The following is a 21,344-nucleotide window of genomic DNA, read 5'->3' as shown; positions in this document are numbered from 1 at the left end:
CCATGCCACCGAGGAAAAAGGCGGAGCCGCAGGCACCGTCGACCATGAAGGAACTCAAGGACACGCTGTGGAAGGCCGCCGACAAGCTGCGCGGGTCGCTGTCGGCGAGCCAGTACAAGGACGTGATCCTCGGGCTGGTGTTTCTCAAGTACGTCTCGGATGCGTTCGAGGAGCGGCGCGAGGACATCCGTGCCGAGTTGGCTGCTGACGGCATGGACGAGGATCAGATCGACGTCTTGATCGACGATCCCGAGGAGTACCACGGCTACAACGTGTTTGTGGTGCCGCCGGTAGCGCGCTGGAAGTTTCTGGCCGAGAACGCCAAAGGGATGGATACGGCCGAACGTTTCAAGAACATCGGTCAGTTGATCGATGAGGCCATGGATGCCGTGATGAAGGAGAACCCGACGCTGCAAGGCACGCTGCCGAGGCTGTACAACCGCGACAATATCGATCAGCGCCGGTTGGGCGAACTGATCGACCTGTTCAACAGTGCGCGGTTCAGCCGTCAGGGCGAGCACAAGGCTCGTGACCTGATGGGCGAGGTCTATGAGTATTTCCTCGGTAATTTCGCACGGGCAGAAGGAAAACGGGGCGGCGAGTTCTTCACCCCGCCCAGCGTGGTCAAGGTGATCGTCGAGGTGCTGGAGCCGACGAAGGGGCGCGTGTATGACCCGTGCTGCGGCTCGGGCGGCATGTTTGTGCAGACCGAGAAGTTCATCGCCGATCACAAGGGCGACGCGAAAGACATTGCCATCTATGGTCAGGAGAGCATCGAGGAGACCTGGCGGATGGCCAAGATGAACCTGGCCATTCACGGAATCGACCACAAGGGACTCAGCGCTCGCTGGGGCGACACGTTCGCGCGCGACCAGCACCCCGATGTCCAGATGGACTACGTGATGGCCAATCCTCCGTTCAACATCAAGGATTGGACGCGCAACGAGGAGGATGCACGGTGGCGCTACGGGGTGCCACCGGCCAACAACGCCAACTACGCCTGGATTCAGCACATCCTGTCCAAGCTCAAGCCTGGCGGCAAGGCGGGTGTGGTGATGGCCAACGGGTCGATGTCGTCAAACTCCAATGGAGAGGGCGATATTCGAGCACAGATCGTTGAGGCTGATCTGGTGTCCTGCATGATTGCGTTGCCGACCCAGCTGTTTCGCAGCACCGGGATCCCGGTGTGCCTGTGGTTCTTTGCCAAAGACAAGACGGCAGGGAAGCAGGGTTCGATCGACCGGTCGGGGCAAGTGCTGTTCATCGATGCCCGCGAGCTCGGGTACATGGTGGACCGGGCCGAGCGTGCGCTCAGCGATGGTCCGGATGGGGGCATCGTGCGAATCGGCGACACCTACCATGCGTGGCGCGGGTCAACGTCGGCATCCGCGAAAGGCATTACCTACGAGGATATTCCGGGGTTCTGCAAGTCGGCGACGCTGGCAGAGATCAAGGCTGCCGACTATGCGTTGACCCCGGGTCGGTATGTGGGTGCGGCCGAAGTCGAGGATGACGGGGAGCCGATCGATGAGAAGATCACACGGCTTACAACGGAATTACTTGCGGCGTTTGATGAATCGGCGCGGCTGGAGAAGGTTGTGCGGAAGCAGCTGGAGCGGATCAATGAGTGAGATTCGAACCGTTCTACTTGGTGACCTTGGCGCAAAGCGGCCATCCGCGTTTGCAACTGGGCCGTTCGGATCAGCTGTTTCAGCGAAGAACTTTGCTTCCGATGGTATACCCATGCTACGTGGTAGCAATCTGAGCGACGATGTCGGCGTCAGGCTTGACGAATCTGAAATCGTATTCGTCCCAGAGGAACTCGCTCGAACGTATTCTCGTTCGATCGTCGAGCCAGGGGATCTGGTATTTACGTGTTGGGGCACTGTTGGTCAGTTAGGCCTGATCCAGAAATCCAGCCGCTTCGACAGCTATCTCGTCTCAAACAAGCAGATGAAGATGACGGCAGACCCGCTACAGGTGGTGCCGCTATTTCTCTATTACTACTTGTCGCAACGCCGAATGATTGACCTTGTGCGGAGTCAGGCAATCGGAAGTTCGGTTCCTGGATTCAACCTAGGACAATTGAAGGCGTTACCGATTAGCCTGCCGGAGATGAGTCAGCAGCGCGCCATCGCCGACGTGCTTGGCGCTCTCGACGACAAGATCGCCGCCAACGAGCGGATCTGCGAACTGACAGACCAGCTGGTTTCCGCCACTTTTGCGAGTTTGGTCAATGGGTGTTCGTGGGGAGAGTTGCGTGCGATCGCAGATGTGAATTTGCGTACGCTGAAGCCTCACGAGAGCGGCTCGCTCCGTTACATGGACATCGCCACCGTGGGATGCGGCCGATATGAAATGCCAGATCTGAGTAACTGGGCGACGGCTCCTGGGAGAGCGCGACGGGGTGTCTCACGAGGCGACACGGTTTGGTCGACGGTTCGGCCAAACCGGCGATCACATGCGTTGGTTTTGGACGATTGCAATGAGCTGGTTGCATCGACAGGGCTCGCAGTTCTGACTCCCCATTCAAGACGTGTCGCAGGCTTGTATGAGGCAACACGAACGGAAGAATTTGTCAGATATTTGGAGTCGGTAGCCGAAGGTAGCGCATACCCAGCGGTGCGGGGCGACCGTTTTGGCGCAGCGCCAATTCCCGACCTGTCGCCGGCTCAATGGGACAGGTTTGAGGATATCGCTTTCTCCGTCAGGGAGCGGGCTCATTCGGCGCGAGTTGAAGCACGTAAACTCGCTCAGACCCGCGACGAGCTTCTCCCGCTCCTGATGTCCGGCAAGCTCCGTGTCAAGGACGCGGAAACCATTGTGGCTGAGGTGTTGTGATGGCCAGCGATGATAAGGACGACAGCCAGGCCCGCTTTCCCGCCGCGGCCACCAAAGCCCCAGTCCCCGGCTGGTATCCGGAACTTCTCGACGCCGTTGCCGATCATGTGCAGACCGGCCGTCAGCGCGCCGTCGCAGCTGCGAACCAGGAGCTCGTTGTCACGTATTGGCGAGTCGGCAAGGAGATTCTGGCCCGTCAGCACGCGGAGGGCTGGGGTGCGCGCGTCATCGACCGGCTCTCGGACGACCTGCGAGAGCAGTTCCCCGACGCCAAGGGATTCTCGCCGCGCAATCTGAAGTACATGCGGGCCTTCGCGGCGGCGTGGCGGGATATCGCAATTGTGCAGCGCAGCGCTGCACAATTGCCGTGGCGCCAGCACATGGTGCTGCTCGACAAGCTCGACACCTCTGAGCTGCGACTATGGTACGCCCAGTCCGCCGTCGAGGAGGGGTGGAGCCGCGACATTCTGGTCCACCAGATCGACACGCAGCTCCACCGGCGCGCGGGCAAGGCCATCACCAACTTCGCCCGGACCTTGCCGCCCTCGGATTCGGACCTGGCCCAACAGGTGACCCGTGATCCGTACCTCTTTGACTTCATCGGCATCGTCGACGTTCGCCGTGAACACGAGCTGGAACGCGCGCTGACCGATCACGTCGAGAAGTTTCTACTTGAACTCGGCCAGGGCTTCGCCTTCGTCGGCCGTCAAGTGCACCTGGAGATCGGGGACACCGATTTCTATGCCGACCTGATCTTCTACCACTTGAGGCTGCGTTGCTTCGTGGTGATCGAACTCAAGGTTGGCGACTTCGACCCGAGTTACCTTGGCCAACTGGGCCTTTACATGGCAGCTGTCGATGACCTGTTGCGCCACCCGGACGACAAGCCAACCATCGGACTCGTCTTGTGCAAGACCAAAAATAATGTCGTCGCCGAATACGCGCTGCGCGGATACGCCGCGCCCATCGGCGTCGCGGAATGGAAGACCGCTATCACCGCGGGCCTTCCTGCCGAACTAGAAACGAGCCTGCCCACCGTCGAAGAGATAGAAGCCGAGTTCGAGGGTGATCCGTATGAAGGGGAGAAGGATGAGTGAATTCAGTGAAGCTGCCTGGGAGCAAGACGCTCTCGACAAGCTTGGCGAGCATGGGTGGGAACCGCTCACCGGCAACAAGATTGCGCCGGGCGCTGACGGCGGCCGGGAGTCCTGGGCGGACATCACGCTCCCGGAGCGAATGCTGGCCAAGATGCGTGAACTCAATCCTGACGTTCCCGGCGAGTACCTCGATCAGGCCCAGAAGACGATCACCCAGCCCGAGTCGCAGGACGCCATCGCCGAAAACTTTCGGCTGCACAAGTACCTCGTCGAGGGCTATCGCGGCGTCACCTACATCGACTCGGATGGCATCGAACAGACCCCAACCATTCGACTCGTCAGCCATGTCCCTGAGGAAAATGAATTCCTTGCCGTGCAACAGGTTACGATCCGTACCCGCGAGCACCATCGGCGATTCGACATCGTGCTGTACCTCAACGGAATGCCGGTCGTCATCTTCGAACTGAAACAGGCTGGCGCCAAGGACGCGGATGTTGCCGACGCCCATGCGCAATTGCAGACGTATCTGCGCGAATTCCCCATGGCGTTCCGGTTTGCGGTGCTGACTGTGGTCAGTGACGGAGTCTCCGCCCGTTACGGCACACCGTTCACGCCGCTGGAGCACTTCGCGCCCTGGAATGTGGACGACGACGGGAAGCTGATTGCGGTCGGAGCGCTCGACTCGGACGGTAACGTCGTCATCGAGTCGGACACGCTCATCGAAGGTCTGTTCAACACCGAACGGTTCTTACAGCTGCTGCGCAACTTTGTCGCATTCGACGAAGATGGTGGCTTGATCAAGCGAATTGCTAAGCCGCATCAATACTTTGCCGTCACTAAAGCCGTAGGTGCGACGGTGCAGGCGGCCGAGACCAACGGCAAGGCCGGCGTCGTCTGGCACACCCAGGGTTCGGGCAAGTCGATGGAGATGGAGCTGTACGCTCACCTGGTTGCGCAGCAACCGAAGATGAAAAACCCGACCATCGTGCTCGTAACCGACCGTACCGAACTCGATTCACAGCTTTTTGAGACGTTCAATCGTTCGCTCCTGCTGCCGGAATCGCCCGTCAAGGTGACGAAGCGGGCGGAACTACGCGACGAGCTGTCCAATCGCACCACTGGTGGCATCTACTTCACAACCCTCCAGAAATTCGGCCTTACCAAGGGGGAGAGGGAATCCGGCGCCGATCATCCACTGCTCAGCGACCGGCGCAACATCATCGTCATTGTTGACGAGGCCCACCGCAGCCACTACGACGATCTCGATGGTTTCGCCCGGCATATCCGTGATGCCCTGCCCAACGCGGTGTTCATCGCCTTTACCGGCACCCCGATATCGGAGAGCAAACGCAACACCCGTGACGTCTTCGGACCAGATATCGACATCTACGACCTCACTCGCGCGGTCAACGACAAGGCAACAGTCCCAGTCTATTTCGAGCCCAGGCTCGCGAAGGTTGGCTGGACGAAGGGTTTCGAGGAGGATGATCTCGACAGGGCGGTCGACGAGGCCACCCTCGGACTCGACGATGCAGAACGCGCGCAGATCGAGAAATCTGTAGCCGTCATCAATGCCATCTACGGAGCCCCTGAGCGCATCGCGAAGTTGGCCGAGGACATCGTCACGCACTGGGAGTCCCGCTCAGAAGCCATGAGGCCGTTCATCGAATCGCCCGGTAAGGCGCTGATCGTGGGAGCAACTCGGGAGATCTGCGCACGCCTGTATGAGGCGATCATCGCGCTACGGCCGCAGTGGCACAGCGACTCCGACAACGAAGGCGTGATCAAGGTCGTCTATTCCGGGTCGGCCAAGGACAAGGGGCTGGTCGCCAAACATGTCCGTTCGGGCGGGCAGACCAAGGCGATTCAGAACCGGTTGCGCGACTCCGACGACGAGCTGCAGATCGTCGTCGTCAAGGACATGATGCTGACCGGATTCGACGCGCCGCCGCTGCACACCCTGTACCTCGACCGTCCGCTCAAGGGTGCGCTGCTGATGCAGACGCTGGCCCGGGTGAACCGCACGTTCCGCGGGAAGCTACACGGGCAGTTGGTGGCGTATGCCCCGCTGGTGGACAATCTTGCGGCAGCGCTGGCGGAGTACACAGAAGACGACCGCAATGGGCAGCCGCTCGGTAAGAATATCGATGAAGCAATCGCGCTAACCGGGACTCTGATCGATCAATTGGATCAACTGTCGGCGGGATTTGATTGGCGGCCAAAGACTTCGGTCGTGGGCTGGATGAAGACAGCTATTAATCTTGCTGCGTACCTGCGGGATCCAGTGACACCCGGAAATCAAGACACGCCACCGCTCGGTGACCAGTTCCGCGTCAAGTCGGGCGAGCTGGCCCGGGCCTGGACATTGTGCTCGGGCAATGAGAACCTTGCCGATCGGCATAAGACCGTGAAGTTCTATGAGCAGGTTCGTGTGCTGATGGGCAAGTTCGACGCACAGCAGCGCCAGGCCGAGGGCAAGCCGATACCCGAGGACATCAGACGGATGCTCTCGGCGCTGGTCGACGAATCGACGGGAGCCGGCGAGATCGTCGACATCTATCAGGCGGCCGGGCTGGAAAAACCGTCGTTGTCCGAACTGACACCGGAGTTCGAGCAGAAGGCCAAGCGTTCGGACAACCCGCATCTCGCGATCGAGGCGCTGCGCGCGCTGATCACCGGGGAGATGGGCGCAGCGACGCGGAACAACCTGGTGCGGCAGCGCGCATTCTCCGAAAGGGTCGCCGAACTCATGCGCAAGTACACCAACCAGCAGCTCACGTCGGCTGAGGTGATCGCTGAGCTGATCGCGATGGCGAAAGAGGCAGCCGCTGAAGGTAACCGCGGACAGCGTTTCTCGCCACCCCTGTCGCATGACGAACTGGCATTCTATGACGCGGTGGCCGATAACGAATCGGCTGTCGAGTTTCAAGGTGAAGACGTGCTCGCGCAGATCGCCCGAGAGCTGGTCCGAGTGATGCAGCGAGACACCAAGACCGACTGGACATTCCGTGATGATCTGAGGGCCAAGCTGCGGTCATCGATCAAGCGCTTGTTGGTCAAGTACAAGTACCCACCCGACAAGCAGCCCGGTGCAATCAAACTGGTGCTGGACCAGATGGAGCAGCTCGCACCGGACTATGCCGAACAGGACCGGCAGGACAAGGAGGAGAGGGATGAGTGACCGACTGCTGCGGGTATTCACGCATGTGCAGGAGCGTTATCCGCATAACGCGATGGACGCCGATGCTGTTGCCGCGCACGCACGTTGGCTGAATGTGGAGTGCGATCGCCTCACCCCCGAATTGGGGGAGGCCGCCGAGGACGCGGTAATCGAGCGGGAGATCATCGGAAAGCTCCCTCCTCGGTTGGTGCATGAAGTGTGGAATCGGTGGGCATACCTCGAAGCCGAGGTGACCCCTCCTACGGACACATCCATACCGCACGATGAACTGAGCACCCTGCATTGGTATGACAGGGCTGCGGAGGCGACTGTCGACTCGCCCGAACCGGCGCGCGACCCCTGGGACTATCGCGGAGTTGACCCCATTGAGGACGTCGCTTTGCCGCCCAAGATGGCATGGTCGGAGGCCGACCGCAAGGTCGCACTGGAGAAGGCAGTTGGCATCTACGGGCTCGAGCCGGGCGATTGGTTGGAGCTCGATTGGCCACCACGGGGCTCACTCTGGGATCCAGGGCACGTCTACACGACGCCGATTGAGCCGTGCGAAGCGCACGTCGAGGACGCTGGTGACGACGAATGTGAGGACTGTGTCGGGTCAGTTCGGCAAGAGATCGAGGAGATGGCGCAGTGGAAATGGATTACCACCTTGCGTTTCAACGAGATTCGCTTCGATCGGGATGGTGCTGAATATGTCGCCGAGGTAGACCTTGATCAGGCATTCGAGGTGGCGATCACCGAGCAGGACCCGCGCGAGATCCTGATCGGTCCGCCAGGCCATGACACACAGTGGTAAGGCAGGCAATAAATCGGTTGTGGCACACCCTCTTGCGTCGTACCGTCGTCGGTACACACGGAAGGAGGTGGTCCGACACTTTGATTGGTTATTGGACATGTGAGGTGGCTGCTCGCTAGCTGCAGCCATGCGCTGCGGTGGGCAAATCCACAGCAGCCACCCGGCCCCCGAACCCTCGATGAGTCCGATCGAGCCGAACGGTTCGGGGGCCGCCCCCTTTTCCGGGGCGAGCATGCTGAAATGTGCGCTTTTCGTGCCATTTTCGGCACATATGGGCGTGCTCGGCAGAAGGACTAGCCAGCGAAACGCGACAACCGCGCGGAAAGATGCGGTTCCAGGCCGCCGTCGGCGCCCACCCGCTCCTCGACATAGGCCAGGTCGCCGCCGTCGACAATGCCGTACAGCCGCTTGGCCCCGCCGATCAGCGCACCCGACTTACTCCGGGCCAGCGCGTCGGTCACCAGTTCCCAGGACGAAGCGTTGAGCGGCTGGCCGTAGAACAGCTCGACAAAGCCCGCGGCGTGCGCCAGCACCAATTCGATGGCCTGACTCTCGGCGAGGTCATCGGGATCGGGTGCAAACCGCCAGAAACCGCTCTCACGCAGGGTCAGCCGGTCGAACTGCCCATCGGCATCCAACCGCCACGATCGTGAATCCCACGTGAGGTAGTCGCTGCCGTCGTGTGCGACGACAATCTGCTGTCCGAAGCGGTAGTCGCCGTCGGCATCCCTACCCTCGCCCTCACCGCGCCACACCCCAACCAGGGGCAAAAGGGCCAGCATCGCCCCATTGAGGTCCGGGCCTTCGCGCAGGTTAGCGGTATCGGCTGGGATGGGGAGGTCGTGGAAGGTGGGGAGATTCCTCCCCACCGATGGCCGCTGCTCGGCGGCGGTCGGATCCGGTTCCGTCACGACTCGTCGGTGATCAGCCGGTACAGCGCGTACAGCGCGAACCAGGTGATGACGAGCACCGCGGCCACCAACATGATCTCGAAGAAGAGCACCACGGGATGGGAGCTTACCTGGGATAACGGTGTGACCCACAACTCGCCGGGTAACGTCGACTACAGCTACCGCGATGGAAAGGTGTGAAGGTCTTGTCCGGGCGATGGTTATCTGCACTTTTCGTGTCCAGCGCGGTTTTCGCCGCGCTTTTCGCGGCACCCGCAGCGAATGCGCAGCCGCCGAAGTTCCCGGATGTCGACTCCTACCCGGCCGCCGATCTCGCCGAATACCAGGTGATCGGCGCGCACCCGAGCATGTCGGGATGGGTCTTCAGCACCCCCAGCGGTCTCAGATGCCAGAGCAACATGATCGCCGACCTGGGGGTGTCCTGTACCGGGCCGATCGTCGGTGCCGGTGCGGGCATGAATTCCGTGGTGGTGTCGCTAACCAAGCCGGGGCTCATCGCGCAGTACGAGCAGAGCCCAGACGACCACACGTATCCGTTGCTGCCGACCGGCTCGAAGATCGCGCCGGGCAATGGGACCGTTTGCGCAGTCCTCGCCGACGACGCGCTGGCCTGCCGCGCCAAGAAGCCCGATTCCTGGCCCGCGGACACCCAGGACCCGCCCGATCGGCACTACGGCGAACACGGATTCGTCGTGCAGCCCTCCAGTAGTTGGGTCTACTGAATCGATTCGATGGGGGACAGCCTTACCTCCGAGTAGAGGTAAACCCCACCTTATTTCCGTTCAGCCGTCGTTCACCGGAACTGGGATCGGCGTTAACTGGGCGCTAGCTAGAAATAACCCGCTCAGTTCGCGCTGAATTGGTCGGGCAGAACCGCTGCTACGGCTCTTCAGCACTCACCTGGAAGGCCGACATGGCAGGAACGTTCATTCGATGTATCCGCACCGCGTGCTTCGCGGCAGTGGCCGTGTGCTTCGCCGCAGTGGCAGCTCCCACCGCCAGCGCGGAACCGGTGACCATGCAACCGGAGGACCTGGATCAGGTGACCCCGGACGGTTGGCATATCCATCTGAACAGCTATAACGAGGTGGTCAACTCGATCCCGAACCTCGCCAATGCGTCGAACTCGCGCGAGGCCTTCGTCAATCTGTACTCGTCGGCGGCAGTCACTGGCGGACAGGGATCAATCCTGGACAGCCTCTTCATCATGGGATATCAGCTGGGCTGCCAGTCCGATGTGTCGAGCGGACTGCAATTGGGCGGCGCGGTCTCCGGCGGCGTGAGCGGCACCGGGTCTTTGGGGTCGAGCAACTCCATCGGCGGGTCCGTGGGCGGCGGCGCCACCGGCTACGTGCAGACCGACCTGGAACCTGGCGTCATCGTCGACCTGCCGATGTCCAACATGGCGCTGAACCCGTCGGGCCGAGCGACGCTGGATATTACGAACCTGCACGTCAAAGTGGACGCCTGCGGCGGGGACGTCACCATCCGGTCGTACGCGTACCTGCGTATCTCGACCACCGGCGCGCATTCCTCGTATGCCATCTACGGCGAACCGATCAAGATCTAGACGAGGACGGTCACCCGAATGGCATCACGCATCAATACGGGCGCGGCACTGCTCGCCGCGCTCCTGAGCGCGGGTTTCTTCCTGGCGCCCAGCGCACTGGCCGCGCCGTCGCCTCCGGTCCCGCCGGGCCCGCCGCCGGGATACGACGGGCTCCCGTACCACAACATGCCGGGCCGGATCGGTCATCAACCCGGCGCCTACACCTACATCCTCGGGTTCTGGATGCGTCCGCGCCGGGTACTCGACGCCGCGGGCACCAGCGCGATGAGCAACACGGATTCGGACTCGGCGGAGTTCGGAATGCCCGGTTCGGAACTCGGCGTCGAACCGCTGCGCAACTCGACGCTGGGGGTCGCGCCGGGTGTGCGCCCGGAATCGCCGATGGATTCGATCGGTGCGCCCGATCCGGCCGCTGGCGTGGTGCCCGGGGCCAGCATGCCGGGCGGCGCCCCCGGAGGTCTGGAAGACCCCGTCCCCGGCACGCATCAGCCACCACCGGCCGCCGACAGCGAGTCCGTCCAACCGAAGGCGAACGGAACCATCGCACCCGGCTCACTCAACAGCGGTCCGGACCTGGGACCCGCCGCATCACACTGAATGAATTTGCACCGCAATACAATACGAAGGACCTCCACAGTATGAGAGCACATATCCGCCACGTCGGTGTGATCGCGGCGTTCATGGTCGTCGGCCTACTCGGCGCGCCCAGCGCCGCTGCCGACCCCTCGGTTCCCGGTGACCCGACCGGGCAGATCTACTCGCCGCCCGGCTATATCGGCTACTACCCGGGTGTCTATGGGTTGCAGTCCATTTGGTCGTTGACCCCGCCGCCCCGCGTCCGTGACGCGGGAGGCACTCGGGCCATGACCAACGCCGATCCGGAGTCGGCCCATGTCGGCCTGCCCGGCGATCGCCTGGGAGTCCAGCTGAAACACGTCACAGTCAAGCCACATGAGGCTGGTCCGCTCGGTCAGGTGTTTGGGGCGCGTCCGTCGTCACCCATGCAACAGACCGCCGCACCGGAAGCCGCCGGCGGTACCGCGCCGGGGGCGACGGCCGCTACCGGCCGCCAGAACATCCCCACCGGACAGCCCATCGGTCTGGAGGATCCGTCTCCTACCGGGAACGCACCCGATCGGCCGATGCCCGGCCTAGAGGCCAGGCAGCCGTCCCGAAGCGCGGCGGCCGCACCGGACACCGCGAACTGATCCACGTATCGAGACGGTGGCGGCCAACGGATGTCGGTGACCGATGACCTACTCCTTGGGTGGGCACAGACAGAACGGATGTCCGTCCGGGTCCACCATCACCCGGTAGGAGTCGCCGCCTGGCTGCTCGGAGGCAACCGTGGCGCCGAGACCCGTGGCTTGGTCGACGGCGGCACGGAGGTCGTTCACGCGGAAGTCGAGGTGAAACTGCTGCGGGTGCTCCTGGCTGGGCCACTGTGGTGGCGAATAGTTCTGCACACCTTGGAAATTGATGTTCTGCGAGCCGATCGCCACCGATGCGTATCCGTATTCGGGATATTCACCCGTGACCGTGCCGCCCGTGAGTTCGGCATAGAAACGGGCCAGCGTGGAGGCGTCGGAGCAGTCGATGGTGAACGCAAGCAGTTCGGTAACAGCAGTACTCATGTGTTCACCCTGCCTAAGCTGAGGCGGTGCCGTCTTGGACCAACCCGACAGAACCGCGAGAGGGTCTGGGTGCGGATCCGTGGCGCGCGGTAGTGCGTCCCGAAGGGCTGCTACCGCGAATCGACCGAGTGGTGCTGCCGGGCCGCGGACCACTGCGTGATTGGGTGGAAAGGATTTGGTCGCTCTCCTGGGCCGAACCCGTACCGGCGGACTTCTCCGGTGTCATCGCCCATCCGACAGTGCACCTCACCCTCGAAGGCGGGCCGCCGGGCGAGATTCGGCACGGACATCGGCTTCCGGCCGGATTGCTGCACGGGGTGGTGACCGAGCGATTTGCCGTCGATCTGCCGGCACCCGGCTGGGTGGTCGGCTTACATCTGACGCCGGGAGCGATCTTCGACCTGACCGGCACCGAGGCCAGCACGTGGACGGGCCAAGTGGTTCCCTGGGACCAGGCCTGGCCGGGCTGGGATCTGACGGCGGTGTGGGAGGCGCGCGATGCGCTGGCTCGTGCCGAGGCAATCGAGAGGGCGGCACAAGAGATGATGGGTGGTCGGCGGCCGACCGCCGACGGTCACCGTGCTCGCAGCGTCGAACGGCTGGTACGTACCGATCCGAGCATCGCATCGGTGGCGGATCTCGCCGCGAGGGTGGCGCTGTCACAGCGGTCACTGCAGCGATTGTGTCGCAGCCACCTCGGAGTATCGCCACGCTGGCTGCTGCGGCGGGCGCGAGTGATCGATGCCCATCAGCTGCTTTCCGAGACCGATCTCGACGTCGCAGAGGTGGCGAGCCGGCTGGGGTGGTACGACCAGGCCCATCTCACCCGCGACTACACCAAGCTGACAGGAACACCTCCGGTGCGGCTGCGCCAGGAGCGGCGCGAAGGCCGCTAGACGACAAGACCGCAACTGCACACGTCGTTCTCCGGGTGGGAGGTGCGCAGTCGCGGTCTCGACGAGAGCGTGAGGCTAGGCCTCGATCTTGATGTCGACCTCGTGGATGCCGGCGCCGGTGGGGCTCACCGTCGCGGTGCCGTTCCCGGCCGAGGACAACGCCCGCAGCGTCCAATCGCCCGGTGCGGCGAAGAACCGGAAGTCGCCGGTCGCAGACGCCACCACCTCGGCGGTGAACTCATCCGAGGAATCCAGCAGGCGCACAAAGGCACCGCCCACTGTCTGACCGTTGCCATCGACCACGCGGCCGGTGATCACGGTTTCCTTCTCTACGTCGACGCCCGCCGGAATGGCCAGGCCCTGCTTCGGTGCACTGCACATAACTAGCTTCCCAACTCGATCGGGGCTCCCACCAGAGAGCCGTATTCGGTCCAACTGCCGTCGTAGTTCGTCACGTTCTGGTGTCCCAGGAGCTCCTGCAACACGAACCAGGTGTGCGAGGAACGCTCACCGATACGGCAGTACGCGATGGTTTCCTTCTCACCGTCCAGCCCCGCGTCGGCGTAGAGCTTGGCCAGCTCTTCATCCGACTTGAAGGTGCCGTCTTCGTTGGCTGCCTTGCTCCACGGGACGTTGATGGCGCCGGGGACGTGCCCGGGACGCTGGCTCTGCTCCTGCGGCAGGTGCGCGGGGGCCAGGATCTTGCCGGAGAACTCGTCGGGCGAACGCACATCCACCAGGTTCTTGGCACCGATCGCGGCGATCACCTCGTCGCGGAAGGCGCGGATGGTGTTGTCCGGGGCAGCGGCCTGGTAGGAGGTCGCGGGGCGAGAAACGGTGTCGGTGGACAGCGCGCGGCCGTCCAGCTCCCACTTCTTGCGGCCGCCGTCGAGCAACTTCACGTCCTGGTGCCCATACAGCTTGAAGTACCAGTAGGCGTACGCGGCGAACCAGTTGTTGTTGCCGCCGTACAGAACCACGGTGTCGTCATTGCTGATGCCCTTGTCGGACAGCAGCTTCGAGAACTGCTGCTGGTCAACGAAGTCGCGCTTGACCGCATCCTGTAGATCAGTCTTCCAGTCCAGCCTGACGGCGCCTTCGATGTGGCCGACGTCGTACGCGCTGGTGTCCTCGTCCACCTCCACGAACACCGTGTTGGGGGCGGAAAGGTTGTCTTGCGCCCATTGGGCGGAGACCAGTACGTCAGAGCGTGCCATAAAGAGGACTTCCTTCCGTGTTTCTTGCGGGGTACTGAGTGGTTTTGTCGGGTTATTGAGCCGACGGTTGTGTGCGGCGAAAACGAGTGATGAGGGGGTACAGCTGGCAGCCCAGGCAGATGCCGAAGGCGGCGTTCAGGAAGGCGGCACTGAGCGCGAGAGCGGTGGCGACAACGCCAAGCAGCGTGAGGCCGGTAGCAAATCCGACGGTGCCGACGGCGGCGAAGCTGAAGCCCAGCAGCTGTGCGAACTGAAGCGGCGGGACGGGCTCGCGTTCCGTCACCGGGCTCAGCCGCGGCTGGATCAGCGTCCGGAAGATCGTTCCGTACGGGGCGCGATGCGGTCCCAGCAGCGCGCCAATCGCGAACACCACCGCTTGGAGTCCCAGGATTACCGCAGCGGTTGCCGGTGACACGGCAGACACGGCAAGGGTGACGATGAGAACGGTGGTGGTGACCCACGCCGAGAAGCGGGGGCCGCGAACGTCAACCTGACTGATTACAGGCGTGGTGTTGGCAGTGGTCATGGGTTGTTGTGCTCCTAAGGGTGGCGGATATGGCTACACCTGTTACGGCACACTCGAAGGTGGCCGCGATTAGCAGCAACAACAACAGCAGCCCGCGACGCGGCACAGATCGACGGCGCGTCGTTTCGTGAGCATCGGCTCAAGGCGGGCTTGCACGGCGACGAGTTTACCCCGGCTGCGTCATGCCCTGCAGCGCAGTGCGCAGGTCCGCGGCCTTGGGCACTCCGGAGACTCGATACGCCTGCCGTCCGGTGGCATCGAAGATGAAGGTTGTCGGCAGCGAAAGCACCGAGAGGGCCCGTGCGGCGTCGGGATTCGCGTCGATGTCGACCTCTATATGTGCGACCCCCGGCTGGTCAGCGGTCACCTGGTCGACGACTCGGCGGACCGAGGCACACGGACCACACCACACCGCGCTGAAATGCACGATCGTCGGCCCGGTCGCTGAGAGTTCGATACCGGGCGGGGCCTGGACCTCATCTGTTCCGCCGGGGCCTTCGCGCAGCTTGCCGGACTTGCTCTTGATGGCCACGGCGATGAGGCTCGACGCCAGCAGTGCGACCGCAATCGCAATGACCGCGGTCACCAGTGGCGACGAGCCGCTCGCCTGAAGAGCGGACAGATCTGACCTCATGACTGCTTGAACGCGTCCAGGGAGATCGTTACTCCCTCGGCGATACCTTCGATGATCACATCTGATCCACGTGCGCCGACCGTTGTTGGTTCGATGGCGAAGGGAAGCTTCTGTCGGGGGACCACCTTGGTGAACGCGGCGAACACACCGGCCTGCTGCTCTTCGGGCACGTCGCGGTCGGCCGTTCCCGGTCCCGTGACCACGGATGTAGCGACGAACTGCAGATCTGTCTTGTCCGGTCCGCCGACGGACACGTCGACCGACACGGTCACCTTGTGTTGGAACTCACCTGTCTTGGGCGTGCCGGTGAACAACAGACCCGTTCCTGTGGAGATGCCGGATTCGGTGGTACCACCGGTGGCGTCGTTCTGCTCCTTCGGCGGCGGTTCGACGGCGAGGTCGTTGATTCCCATGAATCGGCCCAGGTGGTTGGAATCGATGATGATTCGGCTCTCCACGCGGTCCACCCGCAACGGGGAGTCGGGGCGGATCAGCCAGGAGGCCTGGGAGATGTCGATCCCGTGCAATGTGCCTTCCAGTGTTGCCTTCCCCGTTTCGGCGTGATCGACGCCATGCGCCTTGATCTCTACTTCCTTGTATCGGTGTGCGAGTGCCTGGGGGATGAAGGGAAACACCAGGATGGCCACCGACGGATCCGAGCTCAGGTTCGCCTCGGCGCGTAGCGTCCGGGACAGCCGATATTCGGCGTAGATCGCAAATCCGAAGTCGGTACCGGCGGCCACGATCGCCAGTGCACATACCGCCGCGATAGTGACGATCAGGGGTTTGCGCATCTGCATATTCTGGCGTACCGCCGCACGCCCACCGTTCCCGACAGGCCCCGCCGGGCCGCGCTCAAGCGGCTCATCCAACGCGCACCGTCGTCACGCGAACGGCTCGTCCGCGCTTATCAGCAGGTGGCGCGGTACATTATGGAGCACCTGGAGACCGAAGCACCCGGGTGTTGGAGGGCTCGTTGGACCTGTTGCTGCTGACCGCTGACCCAAATCCCGATGCGGTGCTGCCGTCCCTGTCGCTGCTCGCCCATACCGTGCGACCGGTGCCCAGTGAGGTGTCCTCGCTGCTGGAGGCGGGCTCTGCCGACGTGGCCATCGTCGACGCGCGCACCGATCTAGCGTCCGCGCGCGGACTATGCCGACTACTCGGAGCCGCCGGATCCTCGGTCCCGGTGGTCGCCGTCGTGAACGAGGGCAGCCTGGTCGCGGTCAACGTCGACTGGGGTCTGGATGACATCCTGCTGCCCGGAACGGGCCCCGCCGAGATCGACGCCCGGTTGCGTCTACTGGTGGGCCGTCGTGCCGGTGCGGTCAACGTGGAGAACGCCAGCAAGGTCGTTCTCGGTGAGTTGGTCATCGACGAGGGCACCTACACCGCGCGGTTGCGCGGTCGCCCGCTTGATCTCACCTACAAGGAATTCGAGCTGCTGAAGTATCTGGCGCAGCACGCCGGCCGGGTTTTCACCCGGGCTCAGCTGCTTCAAGAGGTGTGGGGATACGACTTCTTCGGCGGCACCCGCACCGTGGACGTCCACGTGCGTCGCTTGCGCGCCAAGCTTGGTGGCGAGTACGAGTCGCTGATCGGCACCGTGCGCAACGTCGGTTACAAGGCGGTGCGCCCGCCGCGCGCCAAGGGCGACCCCGGCGCGTCCGCAAGCCCCGGTGCCGCGGAGCCCGATATCGACGACGTGGATGACAGCGGTACCGACGAGGACATCGCCTCCGAACCGGGGACGACCATCGCGGGGTAAATCTCCGACTAGCGTGACGGTATGACCGAATGGGTCCCGCTTCTCGATAGTCAACGCCAGCTACAGATACGCGAATTGGTTGTCGAAGCCACCCGCGTCGACGGTATTGCCCCCGTGGGGGAGCAGGTGTTGCGCGCGCTGCGGGGCACCGGCGCCAAGCACCTGGTTGCCGAGGACGGCGATGATGTGGCGGCCTACCTCAATATGGTGCTGCCCGACGAGGCTCCCGACGAGAATGCCACGGCGATGGCCGAATTGGTGGTCACACCGGTCGCCCGCCGCCGCGGGATCGGTTCGGAGATGATTCGGCAAGCCTTCCTCGAAGGGGGCGAGCGCACCCGTATCTGGGCTCACGGTGACCTGCCTGCCGCACAGGCGGTCGCCGCCAAGCTGGGGCTGGTCGCGCTGCGGCGGCTGCACCAGATGCGCCGCCCGTTGGCCGAGCTGCCCGCGCTCTCTCAAGACCCCAGCGTTGTCATCGGCCATTACCTTGGCTCCCAGGATGATTCGGATCTACTGCGCGTCAACAACGCTGCGTTCGCCTGGCATCCGGAGCAGGGAGGCTGGACTCAGGACGACCTCGCCGGCCGGTTCGACGAGCGATGGTTCGACCCGGACGGACTGTTCCTGGCGCGCGACGCGCACACCGGGGAACTTCTCGGATTCCATTGGACCAAAAGGCATGTCGACAAGCCTGGGGTAGGCGAGGTGTACGTCGTCGGGGTTGATCCCGCCGCGCAGGGCCGGGGATTGGGCCAGCTGTTGACGCTGGTGGGACTGCATCATCTGGCGGGCCTCGGCTTGGACACCGTGTTGCTGTACGTCGAATCGGACAACGAAGCGGCGCTGCGGACATACCAGCGGCTGGGATTTCAGGTGGCGCTGACCGACGCCGCCTACGGTCGTGCCTGACAGGGCGTTTACCTGCGATAACAACCAGACCGTCAAGTCTGTGAGTTCACTTTCCGTTTACCTGCGGGCGGGTGCCCGTCCATCGACTGCCTTTAGTTTCCGGGGTGCGCGTAGAAGATTCCATCCCCGTCATCGTCTTCCATCACATATGCGAGAAAGCGAGAGCCGTGAACCTCAAGGCCGTGAATCTTAAGAGCACCGGCACCACGATCTTCGCGGCGGCCGCCGCGGTCGCTCTGTCCGCAAGCCTTGCCGCCTGCGGTACCGACAACACCACCGGAGGTTCCTCCTCCAGCGCCTCCGGCTCGGCTTCCGCATCGGGCGACTGTGCGGGCAAGGCCAAGCTGAGCGCGGAGGGCTCGTCGGCCCAGAAGAACGCGTTCGACATCTTCGCCAACGAGTACTCGACCGCGTGCCCCGGAAAGTCGATCAACTACAACCCCACCGGGTCGGGCAAGGGACGCGACAACTTCATCGCCGGGCAGGTCGACCTTGGTGGTTCGGACTCCGCGCTGTCCGAGGAAGAGGCCGGCAAGGCCAAGGAGCGCTGCGGTGGCAACGAGGCGTGGAACCTGCCCGTCGTCTTCGGCCCAATTGCGTTGGCGTACAACGTACCCGGTGTCGACAAGCTGGTCCTGAACGCGGACACCGCCGCCAAGATCTTCACCGGCGTCATCACCACCTGGAACGACCCGGCCATCGCCGCCCTCAACCCGGGCGCGACGCTGCCGGACACCAAGGTCACCCCGGTGTACCGCAAGGACAAGTCGGGCACCAGCGAGAACTTCGGCAAGTACCTCACCACCGCCGCCCCGGAGAGCTGGACCAAGGGCAGCAGCGGCAGCTGGGAAGGTGGCGCCGGTGAGAGCGCCGAGAAGTCTTCGGGTGTGGCCGAGAAGGTCAAGGCCCTGCCGGGTGCCATCACCTACGTGGAAAAGGGCTACGCCGACGACCTCAAGATGGAGTACGCGCAGATCGACAGCGGTGCCGGCGCGGTTGCGCTGACCCCGGAGACCGCCGCGGCCTCGGTGGAGACCGCCAAGTTCGCGGGCGAGGGTAACGACCTCAAACTGGACCTGGCCTCGATCTACGGGACCAAGACCGCCGGTGCCTACCCGATCGTGCTGGCCACCTACGAGATCGTCTGCTCCAAGGGCTACAAGGACGCCGACGTCGCCGCCGCGGTGAAGTCGTTCCTGACGGTCGCGGTGAACCAGGGACAGAAGGGTCTGTCAGATGTGGGCTACGCCCCGCTGCCCACGCAGTTCAAGTCCCGCCTCGAGACGGCCATCAAGGCGCTCGCTTAGCAGCGGTAGGTCCCCACCCGGCGAGCTCGGGCAACCCGGGTGGGGACGTACCATCAACCACATAGACAGCGAGTTCAATGAGCAGCCAGACCAGCGGGATCGATCCCGTGGGGGTAGCCCGTCCGGCGGATCTTGACGGATCGGTCTTCGAGGAGAAGCCACAACCCATGAGCGATGAGGGCGACCATCAGCCACCCGCCAAGGTCACCAAGGCGGTTACCCGTCCCGGTGATCGCATCTTCTCCGGACTCGCGACGGGATCGGGCGTATTCGTTGTCGCGCTGATCGGGCTGGTGGCGATATTTCTGATCCTGCGTGCCGTCCCCGCGCTGAGCAACGACGACGAGAACTTCTTCCTCTACAACGGTCCGTGGCGCACCGACAACACGGCGCACATGCACTTCGGCGTTCTCGACCTGTTCTCGGTCACCGTCTTCGTTTCGGTCTTCGCGCTACTGCTCGCCATGCCGGTGGCCCTCGGGATCGCGATCTACCTGACCGAGTACGCGCCCGCACGGGTTCGTGGGCCGCTGGCCTACGTCATCGACCTGTTGGCCGCGGTGCCCTCCATCGTCTACGGCCTATGGGGCATTTATGTGCTGGCGCCGGCGATCGCACCGGTTGCCCTGTGGCTCAACGGGAATCTCGGGTTCATACCACTATTCGCCGATAGCCCCGTGAACATCGCGGGCGGCGGCAACCTGTTCACCGGTGGCATCGTGTTGGCGGTGATGATCCTGCCGATCATCGCGGCGGTCACGCGAGAAGTGTTCATTCAAACTCCCAAGGGGCAGATCGAGGCGGCGCTCGCCTTGGGCGCCACCAAGTGGGAAGTGGTGCGCACCACCATCATTCCGTTCGGCACCTCCGGGTACATCAGTGGTTCCATGCTGGGTCTCGGCCGCGCGCTGGGCGAGACCATCGCCCTGATGTTGATTTTGTCGGGTACGTCGGTGGCGTTCGGCTGGTCGCTGTTCGACAGTGGCAGCACCTTCGCGACCCATATCGCGTCCAATGCGTCGGAATTCAACAACGAATTGGAGGCCGGTGCCTACATCGCGGCCGGGCTGGTGCTGTTCGTGCTCACGTTCTTGGTGAACTCGGCGGCACGTGCCGTCGTCGGCGGAAAGGGCCGGGCATGACCACGACTCTTGACAGGCCCGTGAAGGAGCCTGCGTTCCATCCGCTCTCGGGCAGGCGCAAGTTCACCAATGCGCTTGCCACCGTGCTGGTCTCGGCGGCGGTGATCATCGCTCTGATTCCCCTGGTGTGGGTGCTGTACACCGTGCTCGATCGCGGATTCGATGCCATCCTCAGCGCCGACTGGTGGTTCACATCGCAAAACATGATGACCAACAGGATCGCGGGTGGTGGCGCCTATCACGCCATCATCGGCACCCTGTTCCAAGGCCTGTTCTGCGCCGTCATCTCGGTGCCCATCGGCATCTTCGTGTCGATTTATCTGGTCGAATACGGTGCCAACTCTCGGCTGGCCAAGCTCACCACCTTCATGGTCGACATCCTGACGGGTGTGCCGTCCATCGTCGCGGCGCTGTTCATCTACGCCCTATGGGTGGCGACGCTGGGGCTGCCGCGGTCAGGTCTTGCGGTATCCCTGTCCCTGGTGCTGTTGATGATTCCGGTGGTGGTGCGTTCCTCGGAGGAAATGCTCAAGATCGTTCCGAATGATCTGCGTGAGGCCTCTTATGCCCTGGGCGTGCCCAAATGGAAGACCATCTCGCGCATCGTGCTGCCGACCGCGCTGTCCGGTGTGGTCACCGGTGTGATGCTGGCACTGGCCCGCGTCATGGGTGAGACCGCGCCGCTGCTGGTGCTCGTCGGCTACAGCAAGCTGATCAACTACGACATGTTCGGCGGAGAGATGGCCTCGCTGCCCGGCATGATGCTCGATCAGCGCAGTGGTTCGGTAGTGGGGCTTGCCGAATCCCGGCTGTGGGGCGCCGCCCTCACCCTCATCTTGTTGGTCGCGGTTCTCAACGTAATCGCCAAGCTCATTTCGCGTTTCTTCGCGCCGAAAAAGGTCTAGGAAGGTAGTC

24 protein-coding genes are annotated in these 21,344 nt (G+C 63.2%); 15 read left to right on the top strand and 9 right to left on the bottom strand.

The features are described from left to right. Positions 1 to 2 precede the first annotated feature (2 nt). From BKG76_RS06280 to BKG76_RS06260, 5 genes are read left to right on the top strand one after another with little or no spacing between them, the layout of a single operon-like run. On the top strand, positions 3 to 1,631 hold the full coding sequence (locus BKG76_RS06280; protein WP_070936685.1) for a class I SAM-dependent DNA methyltransferase: 1,629 nt from the start codon (positions 3 to 5) through the stop codon (positions 1,629 to 1,631). Further along, on the top strand, positions 1,624 to 2,841 hold the full coding sequence (locus tag BKG76_RS06275; RefSeq protein WP_165611484.1) for a restriction endonuclease subunit S: 1,218 nt from the start codon (positions 1,624 to 1,626) through the stop codon (positions 2,839 to 2,841). Before BKG76_RS06280 ends, BKG76_RS06275 begins: the two co-directional genes overlap by 8 nt. After that, on the top strand, positions 2,841 to 3,938 hold the full coding sequence (locus BKG76_RS06270; RefSeq protein ID WP_070936683.1) for a PDDEXK nuclease domain-containing protein: 1,098 nt from the start codon (positions 2,841 to 2,843) through the stop codon (positions 3,936 to 3,938). Before BKG76_RS06275 ends, BKG76_RS06270 begins: the two co-directional genes overlap by 1 nt. Continuing rightward, positions 3,931 to 7,119 carry a type I restriction endonuclease subunit R gene (locus tag BKG76_RS06265; RefSeq protein ID WP_070936682.1) on the top strand — a complete coding sequence of 1,063 codons (3,189 nt, stop codon included), beginning with the start codon at positions 3,931 to 3,933 and terminating at the stop codon, positions 7,117 to 7,119. The genes BKG76_RS06270 and BKG76_RS06265 overlap by 8 nt, the downstream gene beginning before the upstream one ends. Continuing rightward, a complete protein-coding gene (locus BKG76_RS06260) occupies positions 7,112 to 7,912 on the top strand; it encodes a hypothetical protein (protein ID WP_070936681.1) in 801 nt (266 codons plus the stop codon). The genes BKG76_RS06265 and BKG76_RS06260 overlap by 8 nt, the downstream gene beginning before the upstream one ends. 293 nt (positions 7,913 to 8,205) lie before the next feature. Here BKG76_RS06260 and BKG76_RS06255 read toward each other — a convergent pair whose 3' ends face one another. Next, positions 8,206 to 8,823 (bottom strand): FABP family protein, encoded by a 618-nt coding sequence (locus BKG76_RS06255; protein WP_070936680.1) that lies wholly within the window; start codon positions 8,821 to 8,823, stop codon positions 8,206 to 8,208. 215 nt (positions 8,824 to 9,038) lie between these two features. Between BKG76_RS06255 and BKG76_RS06250 the strand changes: the two genes are divergently transcribed. From BKG76_RS06250 to BKG76_RS06235, 4 genes are all read left to right on the top strand, one after another. Further along, the gene (locus tag BKG76_RS06250) at positions 9,039 to 9,545 is read left to right on the top strand and encodes a hypothetical protein (RefSeq protein ID WP_070936916.1); all 507 of its coding nucleotides are present in this window, start codon (positions 9,039 to 9,041) and stop codon (positions 9,543 to 9,545) included. A gap of 191 nt (positions 9,546 to 9,736) precedes the next feature. Then, positions 9,737 to 10,393 carry an MspA family porin gene (locus tag BKG76_RS06245; protein ID WP_070936679.1) on the top strand — a complete coding sequence of 219 codons (657 nt, stop codon included), beginning with the start codon at positions 9,737 to 9,739 and terminating at the stop codon, positions 10,391 to 10,393. 18 nt (positions 10,394 to 10,411) lie between these two features. Further along, positions 10,412 to 10,990, top strand: a complete 579-nt coding sequence (locus BKG76_RS06240) for a hypothetical protein (RefSeq protein ID WP_070936678.1) — start codon at positions 10,412 to 10,414, stop codon at positions 10,988 to 10,990. Positions 10,991 to 11,031: 41 nt separating this feature from the next. Next, positions 11,032 to 11,601: a hypothetical protein gene (locus tag BKG76_RS06235; RefSeq protein ID WP_070936677.1), complete on the top strand. Its 570-nt coding sequence runs from the start codon at positions 11,032 to 11,034 to the stop codon at positions 11,599 to 11,601. A 48-nt stretch (positions 11,602 to 11,649) separates the two neighbouring features. Here the strand turns inward: BKG76_RS06235 and BKG76_RS06230 are convergent, their stop codons facing one another. After that, complete coding sequence (locus tag BKG76_RS06230) at positions 11,650 to 12,027, bottom strand: VOC family protein (RefSeq protein ID WP_070936676.1); 378 nt, start codon at positions 12,025 to 12,027, stop codon at positions 11,650 to 11,652. 92 nt (positions 12,028 to 12,119) lie between these two features. Here BKG76_RS06230 and BKG76_RS06225 point away from each other — a divergent pair, with 92 nt between their 5' ends. Beyond that, positions 12,120 to 12,923, top strand: coding sequence for a helix-turn-helix domain-containing protein (locus BKG76_RS06225; protein ID WP_070936915.1), 804 nt, complete (start codon positions 12,120 to 12,122; stop codon positions 12,921 to 12,923). Between the two features lie 75 nt (positions 12,924 to 12,998). Here BKG76_RS06225 and BKG76_RS06220 read toward each other — a convergent pair whose 3' ends face one another. From BKG76_RS06220 to BKG76_RS25515, 7 genes are all read right to left on the bottom strand, one after another. Then, positions 12,999 to 13,304: a DUF1416 domain-containing protein gene (locus BKG76_RS06220; protein ID WP_070936675.1), complete on the bottom strand. Its 306-nt coding sequence runs from the start codon at positions 13,302 to 13,304 to the stop codon at positions 12,999 to 13,001. Between the two features lie 2 nt (positions 13,305 to 13,306). Beyond that, the gene (locus tag BKG76_RS06215; protein WP_070936674.1) at positions 13,307 to 14,140 is read right to left on the bottom strand and encodes a sulfurtransferase; all 834 of its coding nucleotides are present in this window, start codon (positions 14,138 to 14,140) and stop codon (positions 13,307 to 13,309) included. Positions 14,141 to 14,192: 52 nt separating this feature from the next. Further along, positions 14,193 to 14,666: a DUF4395 domain-containing protein gene (locus BKG76_RS06210; protein ID WP_070936673.1), complete on the bottom strand. Its 474-nt coding sequence runs from the start codon at positions 14,664 to 14,666 to the stop codon at positions 14,193 to 14,195. Between the two features lie 69 nt (positions 14,667 to 14,735). Continuing rightward, positions 14,736 to 14,822 carry an Ms5788A family Cys-rich leader peptide gene (locus BKG76_RS25520; protein ID WP_353615267.1) on the bottom strand — a complete coding sequence of 29 codons (87 nt, stop codon included), beginning with the start codon at positions 14,820 to 14,822 and terminating at the stop codon, positions 14,736 to 14,738. 10 nt (positions 14,823 to 14,832) lie between these two features. Beyond that, on the bottom strand, positions 14,833 to 15,252 hold the full coding sequence (locus BKG76_RS06205; protein WP_078282687.1) for a thioredoxin family protein: 420 nt from the start codon (positions 15,250 to 15,252) through the stop codon (positions 14,833 to 14,835). 44 nt (positions 15,253 to 15,296) lie between these two features. After that, a complete protein-coding gene (lmeA, locus tag BKG76_RS06200; protein ID WP_083337923.1) occupies positions 15,297 to 16,100 on the bottom strand; it encodes a mannan chain length control protein LmeA in 804 nt (267 codons plus the stop codon). A 110-nt stretch (positions 16,101 to 16,210) separates the two neighbouring features. Next, positions 16,211 to 16,348, bottom strand: a complete 138-nt coding sequence (locus BKG76_RS25515) for a hypothetical protein (RefSeq protein ID WP_407937637.1) — start codon at positions 16,346 to 16,348, stop codon at positions 16,211 to 16,213. Between BKG76_RS25515 and BKG76_RS06195 the strand changes: the two genes are divergently transcribed. The 5 genes from BKG76_RS06195 to pstA all read left to right on the top strand — a co-directional run bounded on the left by BKG76_RS06195 (position 16,283) and on the right by pstA (position 21,334). Beyond that, positions 16,283 to 17,068: a winged helix-turn-helix transcriptional regulator gene (locus BKG76_RS06195; protein WP_407937644.1), complete on the top strand. Its 786-nt coding sequence runs from the start codon at positions 16,283 to 16,285 to the stop codon at positions 17,066 to 17,068. The two genes, BKG76_RS25515 and BKG76_RS06195, sit on opposite strands and share 66 nt — an antisense overlap. Positions 17,069 to 17,089: 21 nt before the next feature. Then, a complete protein-coding gene (gene mshD, locus BKG76_RS06190) occupies positions 17,090 to 17,980 on the top strand; it encodes a mycothiol synthase (RefSeq protein ID WP_070936671.1) in 891 nt (296 codons plus the stop codon). Positions 17,981 to 18,147: 167 nt separating this feature from the next. Beyond that, positions 18,148 to 19,287: a phosphate ABC transporter substrate-binding protein PstS gene (pstS, locus tag BKG76_RS06185; protein WP_070936670.1), complete on the top strand. Its 1,140-nt coding sequence runs from the start codon at positions 18,148 to 18,150 to the stop codon at positions 19,285 to 19,287. Between the two features lie 77 nt (positions 19,288 to 19,364). Beyond that, positions 19,365 to 20,429: a phosphate ABC transporter permease subunit PstC gene (gene pstC / locus BKG76_RS06180; RefSeq protein ID WP_070936669.1), complete on the top strand. Its 1,065-nt coding sequence runs from the start codon at positions 19,365 to 19,367 to the stop codon at positions 20,427 to 20,429. Next, positions 20,426 to 21,334, top strand: a complete 909-nt coding sequence (gene pstA / locus BKG76_RS06175) for a phosphate ABC transporter permease PstA (protein WP_070936668.1) — start codon at positions 20,426 to 20,428, stop codon at positions 21,332 to 21,334. Before pstC ends, pstA begins: the two co-directional genes overlap by 4 nt. Positions 21,335 to 21,344: the final 10 nt, after the last annotated feature.

The organism is Mycobacteroides franklinii (genome assembly GCF_001853795.1).
GTDB lineage: Bacteria > Actinomycetota > Actinomycetes > Mycobacteriales > Mycobacteriaceae > Mycobacterium > Mycobacterium franklinii.
The sequence above is the reverse complement of the archived record's forward strand: the minus strand, read 5'-3'. Positions and strand labels throughout refer to the sequence as shown.